Genomic DNA, 16,318 nt, shown 5'->3' on the forward strand with positions numbered 1-16,318 from the left:
CTTTTATTAATTATTAACACTTTGATGTGGGGCATATGTCGCATCATCAATTCCTTTAAAAGTATAGCCTAAATTTTTATAGTGTTCAATAATAGCAGGTAAGGCTTGAACAGTGGTATCCTTAGCTTGTGTATCGTGGCATAAAATCATGACATTATTATCATGACATGATGTCCCGTTTCTAATCAACTTATCTACAGCTACATGATTTCCTGAAGCATCTGTTGAATCTCCATTCCAATCATAATATTGATATCCTTTTTCAACAACTTCTTTTGTAAGAGTTGACATAATTCCTTGACAATATCTTCTTGATACTGTATTTGAACTTCCACCTGGGAAACGAATATAATGTGGTACAAAACCGATTTCTTTTTTTACCATTTGACCTACTTTATTTAAATCATCAAAATAAGCATCAACTGAAGCATAGACAGTTGAATATTCATGACTATACGTATGAAGAGCAATCGTATGTCCTGCATTATAAGCATCTTTAATCAAATAATTATAATCTTGATTTCTTCCTGTTACAAAAAATGTTGCTTTAGCATCATATTTTGCAAGAATATCCATAATCTTTTTGGTATTTTCTGATGGTCCATCATCAAATGTTAAATAAACCACTTTTTCATTTGATTGTTTATCACTTCCGATTTTTTTAATAACTTCTATTTTTCTTTTGGCTATTGTTTTGTTACCTGAACTATCTTTTGCACTATAAGTAACTTCATATGTGCCTTCTTTTGAGGTATCTATTTTTTTATCATCTATTTTGTATTTAATTTCTTCTAAACTATTATCGCTTACTTCCACACCAGCTTTTAAATCCGGTGTTGTATTTAAAGAAACCGTCAAATCATCCAATCCCTTAAATACAGGTTTTTGTGTATCTACAACTTGAATCGTTGTTGTATATTCTCTATTTTTATATGTATATGTCACTTCATATTTTCCTAGCTTTTTAATATTTAAATTTTTGCTTTGACATGCTACATCTTTAACACTTCCATGTTCAACTTCACTAATATAGCTATTGGGATTAAATTTTCCATTAATTTCTACTGTCATATTTTCTTTAAAATGCAGTTGTTTTTTTATAAATGTTTGATAAACAAATAAAACTATTCCTAAGACGATTACTCCAATCAAAATAATCACTAATTTTTTTCTATTTTTCATATAGACTCCTACTCTTTTCTAAATATTCTTGTACTTTTTTAATAAACCTATCAATAACTGGTGAAAGACGTGTATATTTCTTCCATATAAAAACGGTATTTGTTGATAGTTCTGGATAAAAAGGAATGAAACAAATATTCTTTTGATTTAACACCTGATAGGCTCCTTCTACTGTAATCGCTGCTCCTTGATCATCTTGAATAAAAGGAAGAATTGCTGAAGCAAAATTATAAGAAAACATGCTGTGCAACGAAACATCCCCTTTTAACCAATTAGAAATTTCACTTTGAACAATTTCTCTATTTGTTAAAAACAATGGTAATTCTTTTAAATCCTCTTTTTTAACATAGGGCTTATGAGCCAAAGAATTAGTTTTTGAAACAATGATTCCCCATTTTTCTTGAAGCGGTATACGTAAATGATTATATTTTGAAATATCTACTGGTTCTAACAAAATCCCAATATCTACTAATCCTTGATCAACTCTTTCTTTAATCAAATCCGCATTTCCTACATAGATATCAAATTTTACAAGAGGGTATTCATCATGAAACTCTTCAATCACTTGCGAAAGAACCGTTTGTGAAGATGAAAAAATACCCGTTCCTATCATAATTTGACCAACCATTTCTTCTTCACATTGAGTAATCTCTTGTTCTGTTTTATTAACAAGTGATAAAATTTCTTCTGCTCTTCTTCTAAGTAAAACACCCTCATCTGTGAGTTCTATTTTTCTTTTTCCTCGAATAAATAAAGGCTTTCCTAATTCATCTTCCAACTGCGTTAATTGTCTTGATAATGTAGGTTGTGTCATATGTAGTTGCTTAGCTGCACGCGTAATATTTTTCTCACGCGCAACCATTAAAAAATACTGAAGTATTCTAAGTTCCATGATTTTTACCTTCCTTTTTATTTTAACCCATATTTCTTAAAAAAAATCTAAATTATTCTAAAGATTTCTAAATAATTATATTTTTTCTAAATATCCGCTTTCTATCCAGCCTATTTCTTTATTTTTGATAATATAGGCAAATTTTCCATATAATCCTATTACTTTAACATCTTCATTTTCATGAACCGTTATAAAATGATCAATATAATCATCTAAACAATAAAAGTGTTTATTTTTCAAATAAATAAATTCATTTTTGATCCATAACATTTGGTTTGTATGAATAACTTTACAAAATGAAAATTCTTCTCTTTTTTCTAAAATTTCTATTTCAAAATTTGGCCAGGAAACCTTATGATTTTCCTTATTTTCTACAAATTTATCTTGTTTTATTCTATAGATTGGTAAAGGTTGTACAAAATGATTCTTAAAAGTTAAATTCTTACCATCATTTTCAATAATAAGTGCATTCAATTGACTGATAAATTTAACCCCTGTTCCGCCATCAATACTAATTATTTTTTTATCAAAATCCATCAAAACATCATTTTTAATTTGACTTTGATAAAAATTTGACGTTGGCAAATGACCTACTATGACATATTTTTTTAAACAATGACCTATTTTTTGAAAATCTCTTTTTTCGATAAATGAAGACAGCGGTGCATTTTGCCAATCATTTTTGTTTTCAATCCCAGCATGAATACATAAAAAATCATCGGTTTCTATTGAAGTAGGCAAACTCGCTATATAATTAAGTTCTTCTTGTAAAGATTCTCTTACAATTTTTTGTAAAATTTGTGGTTTTTCTTTCTTCAAATCTAAATGTTTTCGAGAAACAATTTGATCAATCATTCCACTTTTACCAATTTTACGTAAGTAATGTAACATTTCTTGACAAAGATCATCATCATTAATCAATGCATCTAAAGCATATTCACAATTACCTAGTAAAACATATACCCTTTGGCTTTTTTGTTGTAAATATTGAAGATAGTGTACTGTTTCTATGGCTTGTGTTCCCTTTTCTACAAAATCTCCATCAATAATCAAATAGTCTTGTGTAGTATATCGTGCTTCTTTTAAAAGCTGTTTGAAACGATCTAAATGACTATGAATATCAGAAACAACAATACATCTATAAGGTTTTTCTATATTAAGTTTTTCATGTCTTATTTCTATCATATAACACCTATTTAAAAAGGATAGAAATTCTATCCTACTTTTCTTTTTAACATTGTTTCAATAAGTTCATCATTATTTTTAGTATTTCTAAATAATAAAAGCGCATCATCTAAATTTTGACTCGCACGTGTCCCATTTAATGAATAATGAATCATATGGTTCACTTGTAGTTCTTTTTCACTTAATAATAAATCTTCTCTTCTTGTTCCAGATTTAGCTATGTCGATTGCTGGAAAAATGCGTTTTTCTTGCATTGTACGAGATAATACAAGTTCCATGTTTCCTGTTCCTTTAAACTCTTCATAAATAACATCATCCATACGACTTCCTGTATCTACAAGAGCAGTTGCAAGAATCGTCAAACTTCCCCCTTCTCTCATATTTCTAGCCGCACCAAAAAATCTCTTTGGCATATAAAGACAGTTTGGATCTAATCCTCCTGAAAGTGTTCTTCCTGATGGCGAACAAATCAAATTATAAGAACGTGTTAAACGTGTTATACTATCTAATAAAATCATTACATCTTGACCATGTTCAACAAGACGTTTTGCTCTTTCAATGACCATTTCTGATACTTTTTTATGTCGATCTGGTGTTTCATCAAATGTTGAATAAAGAACTTCCACATTATCTCCTTCAACAGCTTCTTTAATATCCGTTACTTCTTCTGGTCTTTCATCAATTAATAAAATTAAAATATGTATATCTTTATTATTTTCTTTAACAGCTAAAGCTATATCTTTTAAAAGGGTTGTTTTCCCTGCTTTTGGAGGAGAAACAATAATTCCTCTTTGACCTTTACCAATAGGAGCAAGTAAATCTATCATTCTCATCGCTATTTTTCCACTTTTGCCAACACTAATTTTTTCATTTGGAAAAATTGGTGTTAAGCTTTCAAAGGATTTTCTTTTCATTGCTGTTTCTAAATCATAATGATTGATTTTTTGAATATGTAAAAGAGATCTAAACTTTTCAGATGCTTTTGGTTCCCTAACAACACCTGTAATAAAATCACCTGTTTTTAATTTAAATTTATAAATTTGTGATTGAGAGACATAGACATCATGAGGATCTGATAAATAATTTGCATTTCTAATAAAACCAAATCCATCAGGTAATACTTCTAAAAAACCTGTTGTAATGACTCCATCATCTAATGAATCTTTTGTATATTCTTTCTTTTCTTTTTTTGTATTTTCCATAATATCACCTCAACCATTATGTCATATTTTCTTCTTTTTAGCTATAAAAACAAAAGAAAAAGTAGATTTCTATCTACTTTATTCAACAAAGATAAAAACATCTTTTGCTTTAATATGTTCTAAAATAAAGATTTCATTTTCATCAATATGTCCTAGTAAATTTCTTTGACCATCTACCTTCATTTCTTTTAAAACGATTTGAATTTCTCCTCGATAATGTACAAGATTGTCATTGACAATTACAACATCACCCTTGTATAGTACGCTTTATCACAAGGACGACACGGAATTTCTTTTCCTTTATAAATCATTCTTGTCCAACGTGAACGTAACATATAATTCATACAATCACCTAAATCACTATGACTTGGATAATTAAATAAAATTTCTTTTTCCAAAGCAGTAATAACCTTATCTAAATGAATCTTAAAAGGTATTCTTTTAGTTAAACCATGGGGCACAAAATCTGCTAAAAACCCTAAAGATTCATTTTTAGGAATGTCAACATACACTTGTTTCATTACTTGATCGATTGCTTTAAATTCTTCATCACTAGCATAGGCATTTCCAATGATTATTTCATCTATATTGTCTAAAGCTAAACAGTGTTTTAATTGAATTTCTATCGGCATATCTCGATGTTCTTCAATGGTTGGAAGACCATCACTCACTGGCCATGGTCCATGACTTCCTTTAACTAAACTTGAAATAAAGATAGCTACTGGAATATTTTTAGCTTTCCAATAATTATTAATATCATTAATAGCTTCTAAACTTGGAGCCGTATATCTTTCTGGATAGAAATTATGACATGTAGAAATATTTTCTGGTTTAACTCCATTTTTAAAAGCTATTTCAATGACATCAATAAAACTTGTAGACATTTCAATTTTAATACCTTCTTTATTATTAATAAGAGTGGCATCCCTTTCATCGTTAAAACTAAAATCCATTCTTAAAATATCTACCCCAATATCTTTAAAAACCGAAAGTCTGTTTCTGTTGCTTCTAATCTATGAAATAATTCACTATTACAGTCACCAGAAACAATCATGCCATATTTATGAACGATTTTTGTAAAATCTTTAAAATAAGCAATAATTTCTTCTTTTGTCCCTGGTACTGAAAACATGCTTGTAAATATTTTTTTAAAACCATAAGTCGATGCTTTTTTAAATAGGCATCAATTTCTTCTAATGTTTCTTGTTCTGGATATAAAGAAACACCTAACATTACTTTTTTCATAAACATCCTCCTCATAAACATTATTTTATTATGTATATACAAGTATCACAATAAATAAAAAGAGGATTTCTCCTCTTTAAACAAAAGCATGATCAATTTCAATGACGCAATGATATTCGTCACTGATTTGTTTGACTTCAGCACTTATTTTATTCTTTAAAATTTGATGACTAATTTGATCATTAGCTGGTATTAAAACATCAAATATTAAATTTGTATGATTCTTTCCTGGAACCATTCTAAAATCATGAATCGAATAATGTTCATCTATTCCTTTTACAATTTCTAAAACTTGTTGTTTTAAAGCTAATAACCTTGGATTATGCACATCCACTGGATCATAATGAATGGTCGTATGAATATGATATTTTTCTTGAATTGCTCTTTCAATATCATCGATTTCTTCATGAATTTTCATAACATCTTCTTGACAATCTACTTCCACATGAAGTGTCATAAACATTCTTCCTGGTCCATAATCATGCATCATTAAATCATGAATACCTAAAGGTTTATCATATGACATAATAAAATTTTCAATGTCATCTATCAAGGCTTTATCAGGTGCCAATCCTAATAAAGGATTGATTGTATCTTTAAATACATTAATTCCTGCAAAAATAACAATTAAAGAAACAATTGTCCCAATAATTCCATCAACTGGTAAATCAGTTATCAATGTAAGTATTAAAGAAACAAGTGTTGCAAATGTTGTCACAACATCATTTAAACTATCTTGTCCTGCTGCTTTTAAAGATGATGAATCAATTTTTTTGCCAATTTGATTATTAAAATAATACATCCATAGCTTCACTAAAATAGAAAATATTAAAATCACTACTGCAACAAATGAAAACATAACTTTTTCAGGATTAAAAATCTTAATAACTGATTCTTTTAAAGATTGAATACCTACTACTAAAATTAAAAAAGCAATCACCATTCCTGCAATATATTCATAACGTCCATGACCATAGGGATGATCTTTATCAGGATGTTTATTAGCAAGTTTAAAGCCAAATAAAGAAGCTAAATTACTTCCTACATCCGATAAGTTATTTAAACCATCTGCTTGGATAGCAACCGAATGAACAATTAAACCAATTGTTATTTTAAAAATAACTAAAACAATATTGCATATAATGGACAAAATGGAACATAACGTTCCATAAGCTTGTCTTACTTTTTGATTTTTATAATCACCATAATTTTCAATAAATCTTTGTGTTAAAAAATGAATCATGATAAAACATCATAAACAAAAATATTTTGTTTATCTACCTTTATTAATTCAACTTCTTCTAATTCTTTTAAATATTTATTTACTTTTTCTTGATTAACTTCTTTATTAGCAAGTTTTGCAAGATTTACTTGAATTTGGGGATTATCCACTTTAATATAAGCCGTATTTTCAGTTGTATAACCCGCTTTATTTTTCATTGTTTCTAGAATTGAAACATAAGCAAGTTTTGTTTCTAATCTTAAACTTTTATAATGATCAAATAATGCCTTTGGCATATAAAATTCATCCTTTGATTTTTCAATAACTTCTTTTAAACTTTCTTTAGTATATAATTCCATACTTCTTCACTCCTTTTGTTTCTATATTATACCATATCTAGAAAAAAAGAACATTGTGTTAATCTCTTTTTCTTTGCGTAAATGTACTGACATCGTCAAAACCAATTTCCTGATATTTTTTTGCTACATTTAAACAATTTTCACCAACACGATCACTTGTATGACTATCAGTACCAATGGTAATAATACGTCCTCCTAAATCATAGTAACGTTGTACCTGTTCGAAATTAGGAAATCCACATGTTTTTAAATCTCGATATCCCGATGTATTGACTTCAATACCTTTTCCTTTTTGAATAAGCGTTTTAAAGATTTCATCTATAATATCTTGATATTTTTGATGATCAACAGTTTTATCCTCATAAGGTCCATATCTTACAATATAATCTAAATGGCCTAAAACATTAAAACAATCGAAAGCTTTTACACATTTTAATGTTTCTTCAAAAAATTCACGATGTGCTTGTTCCTTGGTTTTTCCTTTAAAAAATTCACCATAATAAAATTCTGTATGATGAATCACATGAATAGATCCAATAACAAAATCAAAAGGATATTGTTGAATTAAATTTTCAATTTCTTCTTGATGATCTAAATCCAATCCCATTTCAATACCCCATTTAATTTTTATTTGATCTTTGAATTCCTCTTTTAAACTTTGAATCTCTTGATAATAGTTTTCAACATCTAATTCAAAAGAATCTATTGGATAATCAAAATCACGATGCTCTGTAAAACAGATTTCATCTAAATTCATTTCTATTGCTTTTAAAACATGTTCTCTAGGATTTGCCTCACTATCCCCTGAAAAATGTGTATGCATATGATAATCTATAACTCTCATATTTTATCCTCCATTTTTCCTTATTATAACAAATAAGAGAAAATATTTCTATTTTCTCTTATTCATAAATTATCTGTTAAATTAATCTAAATCAGTTCCGTTTGATTCTATTACTTTTTTATACCAATAGAATGAATCTTTTGGTCTTCTTGATAAATCTCCAGTTCCATCATCATGCTTATCTACATAAATGAAACCATAACGTTTTCTCATTTCTCCAGTTCCAGCAGAAACTAAATCAATACATCCCCATGTTGTATAAGCGATTAAATCAACCCCATTATCACAAGCAGCTGACATCGCTTCAATATGTGGTCTGTAGTAATCAATACGATAATCATCATGGATTGATCCATCTTCTTCTACTGTATCATAAGCACCTAGTCCATTTTCTACGACCATTAGTGGAATTCTATAACGGTCATAGATTTTTTCTAACGAATATTGAAGTCCTAATGGATCTAAAGCCCATCCCCAATCTGAATAAGTTAAATACGGGTTACGAATACCTGACGCAAAGTTACCTTGTACTGTATCTTCTGTTTCATGAGTTGTCACATTGTTTGTCATATAGTAACTATATGTAAACATATCAACAACACCTTCTTTTAAGACTTTTAAATCTTCTTCAGTGATATCTAAATCTATAATGTTATGTTCTTTCCAAATTCTCTTTGCAAATGGAGGATAAGCACCAAAGCATTGAACATCTCCACAATACCAGAAATTTTCTTCCATTGTTTGTTGATTTAATAAAACATCTTTGGGATCACATGTATGAGGATAAGTAATTGCTCCACCTAACATACAACCAATTTTATTTTCAGGATCAATTTCATGTCCTAATTTAACAGCTTTTGCGCTGGCAACAAATTGATAATGTAAATGTGTTAAACGTTTTTTATAATCTTCATTAGTTGTACCATTACCAAACATATTAATAACATTTAATGTGTTATTAATTTCGTTAAATGTTAACCAATATTTAACAAGTCCTTTGTATTCTGTAAAGACTGTTTTACAGTATTTTACAAAGAATTCAATGTATTGACGATCTTGCCAATCGCCATATTTTTCCACTAAATAAATTGGTGTATCAAAGTGATGAATTGTGACTAATGGTTCAATGTTATATTTTCTTAATTCTTTAAATACATCTCTATAGAATTCAATACCTTCTTGATTAGGTGTTTCTTCAATTCCTTTTGGATAAATTCTTGACCAAGAAATAGACATTCTAAACATCTTGAATCCCATGTCTGCAAATAATTTAATATCTTCTTTATAATGATGATAGAAATCTGTACCTTCATGATTTGGATATAGATAATCATCTAAACATGCATAATGATCTCCGCCTTCTGGTAAAGCATCATCAAAATGAACTTGTGGTGTTGCATGAGCGTTTCCATCTTTATCAATCCAAGTTACTTTTCTTGGTTCTTTAACACTTCCACCTGTTGTAAAATCTGTTAAAGCTGGACCTCGTCCGCCTTCATTCCATCCACCTTCATATTGGTTTGCAGCTGTTGCTCCTCCCCAGAAAAATCCTTCTTTAAATCCCATTTGAATTCCTCCTTTATCATTGATTATTATTATATTCATTTTCATGTATTCGTTTACATTTTTTCATAATATGAAACATAAAAAGAGAAGATTTAATAATCTCCTCTTGTATGAAATTCTTTTTTGTTTCCAGTTACTTGATGTCTTTCTTTAAGTTTATTTTGAATATCTTCTAAACTGACACCTCGATCATTCATTAAAACAAAAGTGTGGAATAATAAATCAGATATTTCTCCAACCAATTCTTCTTTATTATCATTTTTTGCTGCAATAATTGTTTCGCTTGCCTCTTCACCCACTTTTTTACAAATCTTATCAACCCCTTCATTCAATAAGTAATTTGTATAAGATTTTTCAACTGGATGAATTTTACGATCAGCAATTGTTTTTTCCAATTCTCTAAAAATATCTCTTGCATCATAAGCTTGTACTTCATTAAAGAAGCATGAATAAGCCCCAGTATGACAAGCCGCTCCTGTTTGTTTGACATAAATCAATAAAGTATCTAAATCACAATCTAAATACATTCCTTTAATATCTTGAAAATGTCCTGATTCTTCTCCTTTATGCCATAACTTTTGTCTGCTTCTTGAATAAAAAACAGTTTGTTTAAGTTCTAACATTTTATCATAAGCTTCTTCATTGACATAAGCTAACATTAATACTTCTTTTGTTTGATAATCTTGGACAATTGCTGGAATTAATTCCATTTTATTAAAATCTGGTCTCATTATCTTGTTCTCCTTACATTTATACCATGTTTTTTACATTCATTTCTTACATCTTCAACAGTTGCTTCATTAAAATGGAAAAGTGAAGCTACTAAAGCTGCATCTACATTTGTCTTTTCAAAAACATCAATAATATCTTGAATGCTTCCACAACCTCCTGAAGCAATAACTGGAATATCAACAGCCTTACAAACAGCATTAAGCATTTCAATATCATAACCCGCTTTAGTTCCGTCAGCATCCATCGAAGTAAGCAATACTTCTCCAGCACCTAAACTTTCGCATTTTTTTACCCATTCAATTAAATCTAAACCTGTATTTTCTCTTCCACCTTTAACGTAGACATCCCATCCACTTTGATCTTCTCTTTTTTTGACATCAATAGCAATTACTACACATTGAACACCAAATTCATCAGCTGCTTCTTTAATTAGTTGAGGATTAACAATTGCTGCAGAATTAACAGAAACTTTATCAGCACCTGAGGCAAGAATCATTCTAAAATCATCTAATGTTCTAATTCCACCTCCTACTGCTAGAGGAATTGTCAGTTCTGAAGCCCCGCGTTCAATAATATCTTTCATAATGCCTCTATCTTCATAAGAAGCTGTAATATCCAAAAAGACAACTTCATCTGCACATTGTACGTCATATTTTTTAGCAAGTTCAATAGGGTCTCCAACATCTTTTAACCCAACAAAATTAACTCCTTTAACCACTTTCCCATCTTTGATATCCAAACAAGGAATTATACGTTTTGTAAGCATTTGATTGTCTCCTTTAAATCAATTTTCTTTTCATAATAAGCTTTTCCAACGATACATGCATAATAATCTTTTTGAGCAACTTTTTGAATATTATCAAAATCTTTAATTCCTCCAGAAACAACAAATTGAATTTGACTGTTTTTAGCGATTTCATCATACATTTCAAAATTAGGTCCTATCAAAGTTCCATCTTTAGAAATATCTGTTGCTACAATATAACCAACACCAATAGATTCCAAATATTGAATAAATTCAATATAAGGCATTTGACTTGTTTCTAACCATCCTGCTGTAGAAACAAAACCATTTTTAACATCTACACCGACAACTATTTTCTCACTGCCATATTGTCTTAATGCTTCTTTTAAAAATTCGGGGTCTTTTAAAGCTGCAGTTCCTAAAATAACACGATCAATTCCTACTTTATCTAAATAGAGTTGAACTGTTTTCAAATCACGGATTCCTCCACCAAGTTCTATTTTCATTTTTGTGCTATTTCTAATTTTTTTAATCGTTTCTAAATTTTTAGCAAAACCATCTTTAGCGCCATCTAAATCTACAACATGTAAATAAATAGCTCCTGCTTTTTCAAAAGTTTGAGCAAGTTCTTCTGGATGATCACTATAAACCGTTTTTTGATTATAATCTCCTTTAAATAAACGTACTGCTTGTCCATCTTTTAAATCTATTGCTGGAATAACTAACATTCGACCATCTCCTTAAACGCAAGTAATATTTTATGCCCAACCATTCCTGATTTTTCAGGATGAAATTGGCACCCAATGACATTTTTATTTTGCACTAAAGCTGTAATTTTAGTAGTTCCATAATCTGTATACGCTACAAGATTTTCATCTTTACAATGTGCCATATATGAATGTACAAAATAAACATCATCATTTTCATGTACATATTTCAAAATTGGTTGATGATTTGTTATATGTAATTGATTCCATCCCATATGAGGAATCTTTTCATCAATATCCATATAACGTACTGAACCTGGAATAAATCCTAGTCCTTTTGTTTCTTTTACTTCATACCCTTTTTCAAATAAAATTTGCATTCCTAAACAAATCCCAAGAATAGGAATTCCTGACTCTTTTCGCTCTGTCAAAATATCAACTAAATGATACTTTTCTAAATTCTTCATCGCAGTAGGAAAAGTTCCTACTCCAGGTAAAACAATTCCCTTTGCTTCTTTAATAACTTTTTCATCTCTAGAAACAACAGCTTCAAGTCCAATTCTTTTAAAAGCACCGACAACACTTTTTAAATTTCCTACATTGTAATCAATAATAACAATCATTTATAAAACTCCTTTTGAAGAAACAATCTTATCTATATTTTTTTCATCAATGCGTACCGCCTCTTTTAAAGCTCTTCCAAAAGCTTTAAAACATGCTTCGATTACATGATGAACATTATTTCCATAAGCCTCATTTAAATGTAATGTTGCATTCATATTGTAAGCAACCGCTCTAAAAAATTCTTCTGTCATTTCACTTTCATAATTTCCTAAATTAACTTTAGGAATATCTACATTAAAAACAAGGAAACTTCTTCCTGAAATATCTAAATTGCATGTTACTAGTGCTTCATCCATAGGAATTGTAAAATGTCCATAACGTGTAATACCCTTTTTATCACCTAAAGCTTCTAAAATAGTTTTACCTAAAGCAATTCCCATATCTTCAACGCTATGATGACTATCTACTTCTAAATCACCATGACAAATCATTTTGATATCCATTTCACTATGGAAAGCTAGCAAAGTCAACATATGATCAAAAAAACCAATCCCTGTTTGAATCTCTGCTTTCCCTGTACCATCTAAATTAATTTCTAAACTAATTTGTGTTTCATTTGTATTTCTTTCTAGTTTAGCTTCTCTCATGATTATTCCTCCTCAAAACGTACAGCAATACTATTTGCATGAGCATCTAAACCTTCACTTTTTGCGAAAGTTTGAACATCATCTTTAAATGTTTCTAAAACACCTTTTGGATAATAACTATAAGATGAATATTTAACGAAATCATAAACACCTAGCGCTGAATAGAATTTAGCTGTTCCTCCTGTTGGTAAAACATGGTTTGTTCCTGACATATAATCACCTAGAGGTTCTGGTGAATATTCTCCAAGGAAAATAGAACCTGCATTTTTAATATAAGGAAGTGTATTGACTGGGTTTTCAACTAAAACTTCTAAATGTTCTGGCGCTAAATAATTAGATACTTCAAAAGCTTCTTTTAAGTCTTTTACAAGAATTGCTCCTCCATAATTTTGAAGAGATTCTTCAATAATTTCTTTACGTGATAAATAAGCCATTTGTCTTTTGAGTTCAACATTGACTTTTTCAACAAGTTCTTTACTTGTTGTTACAAGCATTGCACTAGCAAGTTTATCATGTTCTGCTTGTGACATTAAATCAGCAGCAATATATTTAGGATTTGCATTTTCATCAGCAATAACTAAAACTTCGCTTGGACCTGCCACCATATCAATATCGACAACCCCATAGCTTAATTTTTTAGCTGTCGCAACAAAGATATTTCCTGGTCCTACGATTTTATCTACTTTTTCAATTGTTTCTGTTCCATTAGCGATAGCAGCAACCCCTTGTGCTCCCCCAAATTTATAAATAGTATCTACTCCTGATACTTTAGCAGCTGCGATAATTACAGGATTAACTTTGCCATCTGCTTTAACCGGTGTAATAATGACTAAATCTTTAACTCCAGAAAGTTTTGCAGGAATGGCATTCATTAAAACCGTTGAAGGATAGGCAGCTGTTCCACCTGGAACATATAAAGCAACTCTTTTAATTGGTCTTACCATTTGTCCCATGATCACTCCGTTATCTTTATATAATGACCATGATTTATCAATTTGATTTTTATGGAATTCTGTAATTTGTTGTTTTGTTCTTTCAAGGATTCTTATGTAATCTTGATCCACTTGTTTTAAAGCTTCTTCTTTTTCTTGATTTGAAACAACGAAATCATTTTCATCTTTAATTTGATAACCATCAAATTTTCGACAATAGCTGATCAAGGCTTGATTTCCATTTTTTCTAATATCATTAATAATATCATTTACAGCATTATTAACTTCTATCGAAATTTCTTCTTTTCGATTATTTAATTTTTGTGCAATTCCTTTTAAATTCCCATCATACTCAATTACTTTAAGCATCTTAATTTCCCCCTATTACTTTTTCTAATTGATTTACAATATTCATAATTTCATCCTTCTTAAATTTAAAAGCTACCTTATTAACAATCATTCTTGTTGAAATATCGCTTACTTTTTCAATTACTTCTAGACCATTTGCTTTAAGAGTTGAACCTGTTTCCACAAGATCAACAATGGCATCAGAAATACCTGTCACTGGTCCAAGTTCAACTGACCCTTCTAATTTAATAATTTCCACATCTTCTTGTTTAGAAGCAAAATATTTCTTCGCAACATTTGTATATTTGCTGGCAATCTTTTTACGACGATTAAATACTTTATTTCGATATTCTGGATAAGCAGCTACTGCGAAATAACATTTTCCTATTTCCAAATCTAGAAGTTCATAGTAATCTTCAAAATCCACATCATCCAACGTATCCTTTCCTACAAAACCAATATCAACAATCCCATGTTCCAAAAATGTAACAACGTCATTGGGTTTACCAAAAATCATTGAAATTCCATCTTTTGTTTCAATTAATAATTCTCGATCTTTATTAAAAATAGGATCCATATCAAAACCTGCTTCTGCAAGCAGTTTACATACTTGTTTTTCGATTCTTCCTTTAGTAATAGCTATTTTAATCATGTTACTCTCCCTCTTTTTCAATGGCTTTTAAAATATGATTCATATGAAAGCAGAACCCAACAGCTGTTTTATCAACATTAAATCTAGGAAGCAAATCATCATAACGTCCTCCTGATAAAATTGGATTTGCACTTTGATCACTATATCCTTTAATCATAAAGCCTGTATAATATTTCATGGTTGGAACCATTCCTAAATCAAAAATAATTCCTTCTTTACTATCTAATGATTCATAAAGATCTTTTAATTCTTGTAATGCCCCTAACAAAACAGAATCTTGACATTTATCCATCATTTGATGAAGTAAATCAATATTTCCAAAGCATGTTGGTAAAGATAACAGCAATTGATTTAAGCTTTCTTCAAAATCATTTTTTGAAATAAAACGTTTCATTTCACTAATATCTCTTAATCTTAAAATATCTTCAAGTTCATTTCTTTGGTTTCCAACTAATTCTAATAAACGATTATAGAATTTAGCAGAACCTAATTCCAAAAGAATATTTTTTAAAGAAATCCCTGGTAATGATTCTTGAATCATTGTCATGACTTCCTTATCTCCTTGAAGCCCAGGTTTATTCATTAACTCTACACCACCTTGGAAAAACTCACTACTTCTTCCTTTATGCATTGTTTCTTTACGATAAACTTTTCCAAAATAACTATAGCGTGCTTCACCTGTATTGGCACTATTGGCATATAATCTAGCTAGTGGTATTGTGAAATCTAAACGCATGGCAACGTTTTTACCTTCGTGATTGATATATTGAAACATCTTATCAACAGTAAAACCACAATCTAGTTTTGTATATAAATCAACATATTCAAATGACGGCATTAATACTTCATTGTATCCATAATTTGAAAAAACATGTCGTAAATGATTTTCAATTTCCCTTAATTTTTCAACATTGGTAATAATTGCATCTATACTCTCTTCAGGTATTAAATATTTAAACTCTTCCATAAAAATCCCCCTTTATAAAAAAAACGAGTCATCTAATGACTCGTTTCAACATCATTAGATACAGCTTAATTGTGATAGACAAAATGGGCTGTATCATAAATGATATAACCCTACTTTTTCCAATGATGGTGATGTAATTGTGTGTTATTTAGTATTTTCATAGTAATCACCTCTTGTTGTGCTTTATTCTAGCATAGATTGTATACAAAGAAAAGATGATTATGTATTTTTATGAAATATTTTATACTTTAAATACTTTATTGTATGCAAATCATAAATTGTAATTTTTAATTTTTTGATAATTGATTGTATACAATTTTTATCGTG

Annotated in this window: 18 protein-coding genes and 1 pseudogene; all 19 read right to left on the reverse strand. The window is 29.5% G+C overall.

What is annotated here, in order from left to right; all coding sequences use genetic code 11:
- Positions 1-6 precede the first annotated feature (6 nt).
- Positions 7-1,182 (reverse strand): polysaccharide deacetylase family protein, encoded by a 1,176-nt coding sequence (locus Fi14EGH31_RS08615; RefSeq protein WP_117788777.1) that lies wholly within the window; start codon positions 1,180-1,182, stop codon positions 7-9.
- Positions 1,172-2,074: a LysR family transcriptional regulator gene (locus Fi14EGH31_RS08620; protein ID WP_200764712.1), complete on the reverse strand. Its 903-nt coding sequence runs from the start codon at positions 2,072-2,074 to the stop codon at positions 1,172-1,174. Before Fi14EGH31_RS08620 ends, Fi14EGH31_RS08615 begins: the two co-directional genes overlap by 11 nt.
- Before the next feature lie 75 nt (positions 2,075-2,149).
- Entirely contained in the window at positions 2,150-3,259 is a 1,110-nt protein-coding gene (locus Fi14EGH31_RS08625; RefSeq protein WP_107030268.1) for a metallophosphoesterase, read from the reverse strand.
- 29 nt (positions 3,260-3,288) lie between these two features.
- Positions 3,289-4,461 carry a transcription termination factor Rho gene (gene rho / locus Fi14EGH31_RS08630; RefSeq protein ID WP_107030269.1) on the reverse strand — a complete coding sequence of 391 codons (1,173 nt, stop codon included), beginning with the start codon at positions 4,459-4,461 and terminating at the stop codon, positions 3,289-3,291.
- 78 nt (positions 4,462-4,539) lie between these two features.
- Positions 4,540-4,701: a phospho-sugar glycosidase domain-containing protein gene (locus Fi14EGH31_RS15710; protein WP_117480936.1), complete on the reverse strand. Its 162-nt coding sequence runs from the start codon at positions 4,699-4,701 to the stop codon at positions 4,540-4,542.
- Positions 4,701-5,593: pseudogene (locus Fi14EGH31_RS08640) on the reverse strand (MupG family TIM beta-alpha barrel fold protein). The gene Fi14EGH31_RS15710 and the pseudogene Fi14EGH31_RS08640 overlap by 1 nt, the downstream one beginning before the upstream one ends.
- A complete protein-coding gene (locus tag Fi14EGH31_RS08650) occupies positions 5,512-5,706 on the reverse strand; it encodes a hypothetical protein (RefSeq protein ID WP_022001719.1) in 195 nt (64 codons plus the stop codon). Before Fi14EGH31_RS08650 ends, Fi14EGH31_RS08640 begins: the two are co-directional and overlap by 82 nt.
- Positions 5,707-5,782: 76 nt before the next feature.
- Entirely contained in the window at positions 5,783-6,949 is a 1,167-nt protein-coding gene (locus Fi14EGH31_RS08655) for a cation diffusion facilitator family transporter (RefSeq protein ID WP_117870774.1), read from the reverse strand.
- Entirely contained in the window at positions 6,946-7,287 is a 342-nt protein-coding gene (locus Fi14EGH31_RS08660; RefSeq protein ID WP_022001721.1) for a hypothetical protein, read from the reverse strand. Before Fi14EGH31_RS08660 ends, Fi14EGH31_RS08655 begins: the two co-directional genes overlap by 4 nt.
- 58 nt (positions 7,288-7,345) lie before the next feature.
- Positions 7,346-8,131, reverse strand: a complete 786-nt coding sequence (locus Fi14EGH31_RS08665) for a histidinol-phosphatase HisJ family protein (protein ID WP_139939521.1) — start codon at positions 8,129-8,131, stop codon at positions 7,346-7,348.
- 81 nt (positions 8,132-8,212) lie between these two features.
- A complete protein-coding gene (locus Fi14EGH31_RS08670) occupies positions 8,213-9,697 on the reverse strand; it encodes a family 1 glycosylhydrolase (RefSeq protein WP_200764713.1) in 1,485 nt (494 codons plus the stop codon).
- 92 nt (positions 9,698-9,789) lie between these two features.
- A complete protein-coding gene (gene hisIE, locus Fi14EGH31_RS08675) occupies positions 9,790-10,428 on the reverse strand; it encodes a bifunctional phosphoribosyl-AMP cyclohydrolase/phosphoribosyl-ATP diphosphatase HisIE (RefSeq protein WP_032090192.1) in 639 nt (212 codons plus the stop codon).
- The gene (gene hisF, locus Fi14EGH31_RS08680; RefSeq protein WP_139939523.1) at positions 10,428-11,195 is read right to left on the reverse strand and encodes an imidazole glycerol phosphate synthase subunit HisF; all 768 of its coding nucleotides are present in this window, start codon (positions 11,193-11,195) and stop codon (positions 10,428-10,430) included. Before hisF ends, hisIE begins: the two co-directional genes overlap by 1 nt.
- Positions 11,177-11,902 (reverse strand): 1-(5-phosphoribosyl)-5-[(5-phosphoribosylamino)methylideneamino]imidazole-4-carboxamide isomerase, encoded by a 726-nt coding sequence (gene hisA, locus Fi14EGH31_RS08685; RefSeq protein WP_117480990.1) that lies wholly within the window; start codon positions 11,900-11,902, stop codon positions 11,177-11,179. Before hisA ends, hisF begins: the two co-directional genes overlap by 19 nt.
- Complete coding sequence (hisH, locus tag Fi14EGH31_RS08690) at positions 11,896-12,504, reverse strand: imidazole glycerol phosphate synthase subunit HisH (protein ID WP_118347848.1); 609 nt, start codon at positions 12,502-12,504, stop codon at positions 11,896-11,898. Before hisH ends, hisA begins: the two co-directional genes overlap by 7 nt.
- Positions 12,505-13,092 carry an imidazoleglycerol-phosphate dehydratase HisB gene (gene hisB / locus Fi14EGH31_RS08695; RefSeq protein ID WP_022001728.1) on the reverse strand — a complete coding sequence of 196 codons (588 nt, stop codon included), beginning with the start codon at positions 13,090-13,092 and terminating at the stop codon, positions 12,505-12,507. It abuts the gene before it with no gap.
- Positions 13,093-13,094: 2 nt separating this feature from the next.
- Complete coding sequence (gene hisD / locus Fi14EGH31_RS08700) at positions 13,095-14,393, reverse strand: histidinol dehydrogenase (protein ID WP_200764714.1); 1,299 nt, start codon at positions 14,391-14,393, stop codon at positions 13,095-13,097.
- A 1-nt stretch (position 14,394) separates the two neighbouring features.
- Positions 14,395-15,024: an ATP phosphoribosyltransferase gene (gene hisG, locus Fi14EGH31_RS08705; protein WP_022001730.1), complete on the reverse strand. Its 630-nt coding sequence runs from the start codon at positions 15,022-15,024 to the stop codon at positions 14,395-14,397.
- Between the two features lies 1 nt (position 15,025).
- Positions 15,026-15,991: an ATP phosphoribosyltransferase regulatory subunit gene (locus Fi14EGH31_RS08710; RefSeq protein ID WP_117480995.1), complete on the reverse strand. Its 966-nt coding sequence runs from the start codon at positions 15,989-15,991 to the stop codon at positions 15,026-15,028.
- Positions 15,992-16,318 lie beyond the last annotated feature (327 nt).

The sequence above is a fragment of the Faecalibacillus intestinalis genome, assembly GCF_015097455.1.
In the GTDB taxonomy this organism is placed as follows: Bacteria; Bacillota_I; Bacilli_A; order Erysipelotrichales; family Coprobacillaceae; genus Faecalibacillus; species Faecalibacillus intestinalis.

Bases quoted from the DNA above. Each gene is read 5' to 3' on its own strand.
- hisA (WP_117480990.1), bottom strand. From the start codon at position 11,902: ATGTTAGTTATTCCAGCAATAGATTTAAAAGATGGACAAGCAGTACGT.
- Fi14EGH31_RS08620 (WP_200764712.1), bottom strand. From the start codon at position 2,074: ATGGAACTTAGAATACTTCAGTATTTTTTAATGGTTGCGCGTGAGAAA.
- Fi14EGH31_RS08665 (WP_139939521.1), bottom strand. From the start codon at position 8,131: ATGAGAGTTATAGATTATCATATGCATACACATTTTTCAGGGGATAGT.
- hisF (WP_139939523.1), bottom strand. From the start codon at position 11,195: ATGCTTACAAAACGTATAATTCCTTGTTTGGATATCAAAGATGGGAAA.
- hisIE (WP_032090192.1), bottom strand. From the start codon at position 10,428: ATGAGACCAGATTTTAATAAAATGGAATTAATTCCAGCAATTGTCCAA.
- Fi14EGH31_RS08615 (WP_117788777.1), bottom strand. From the start codon at position 1,182: ATGAAAAATAGAAAAAAATTAGTGATTATTTTGATTGGAGTAATCGTC.
- Fi14EGH31_RS08655 (WP_117870774.1), bottom strand. From the start codon at position 6,949: ATGATTCATTTTTTAACACAAAGATTTATTGAAAATTATGGTGATTAT.
- hisG (WP_022001730.1), bottom strand. From the start codon at position 15,024: ATGATTAAAATAGCTATTACTAAAGGAAGAATCGAAAAACAAGTATGT.
- rho (WP_107030269.1), bottom strand. From the start codon at position 4,461: ATGGAAAATACAAAAAAAGAAAAGAAAGAATATACAAAAGATTCATTA.
- Fi14EGH31_RS08625 (WP_107030268.1), bottom strand. From the start codon at position 3,259: ATGATAGAAATAAGACATGAAAAACTTAATATAGAAAAACCTTATAGA.
- Fi14EGH31_RS08660 (WP_022001721.1), bottom strand. From the start codon at position 7,287: ATGGAATTATATACTAAAGAAAGTTTAAAAGAAGTTATTGAAAAATCA.
- hisH (WP_118347848.1), bottom strand. From the start codon at position 12,504: ATGATTGTTATTATTGATTACAATGTAGGAAATTTAAAAAGTGTTGTC.
- hisB (WP_022001728.1), bottom strand. From the start codon at position 13,092: ATGAGAGAAGCTAAACTAGAAAGAAATACAAATGAAACACAAATTAGT.
- hisD (WP_200764714.1), bottom strand. From the start codon at position 14,393: ATGCTTAAAGTAATTGAGTATGATGGGAATTTAAAAGGAATTGCACAA.
- Fi14EGH31_RS08670 (WP_200764713.1), bottom strand. From the start codon at position 9,697: ATGGGATTTAAAGAAGGATTTTTCTGGGGAGGAGCAACAGCTGCAAAC.
- Fi14EGH31_RS08650 (WP_022001719.1), bottom strand. From the start codon at position 5,706: ATGAAAAAAGTAATGTTAGGTGTTTCTTTATATCCAGAACAAGAAACA.
- Fi14EGH31_RS08710 (WP_117480995.1), bottom strand. From the start codon at position 15,991: ATGGAAGAGTTTAAATATTTAATACCTGAAGAGAGTATAGATGCAATT.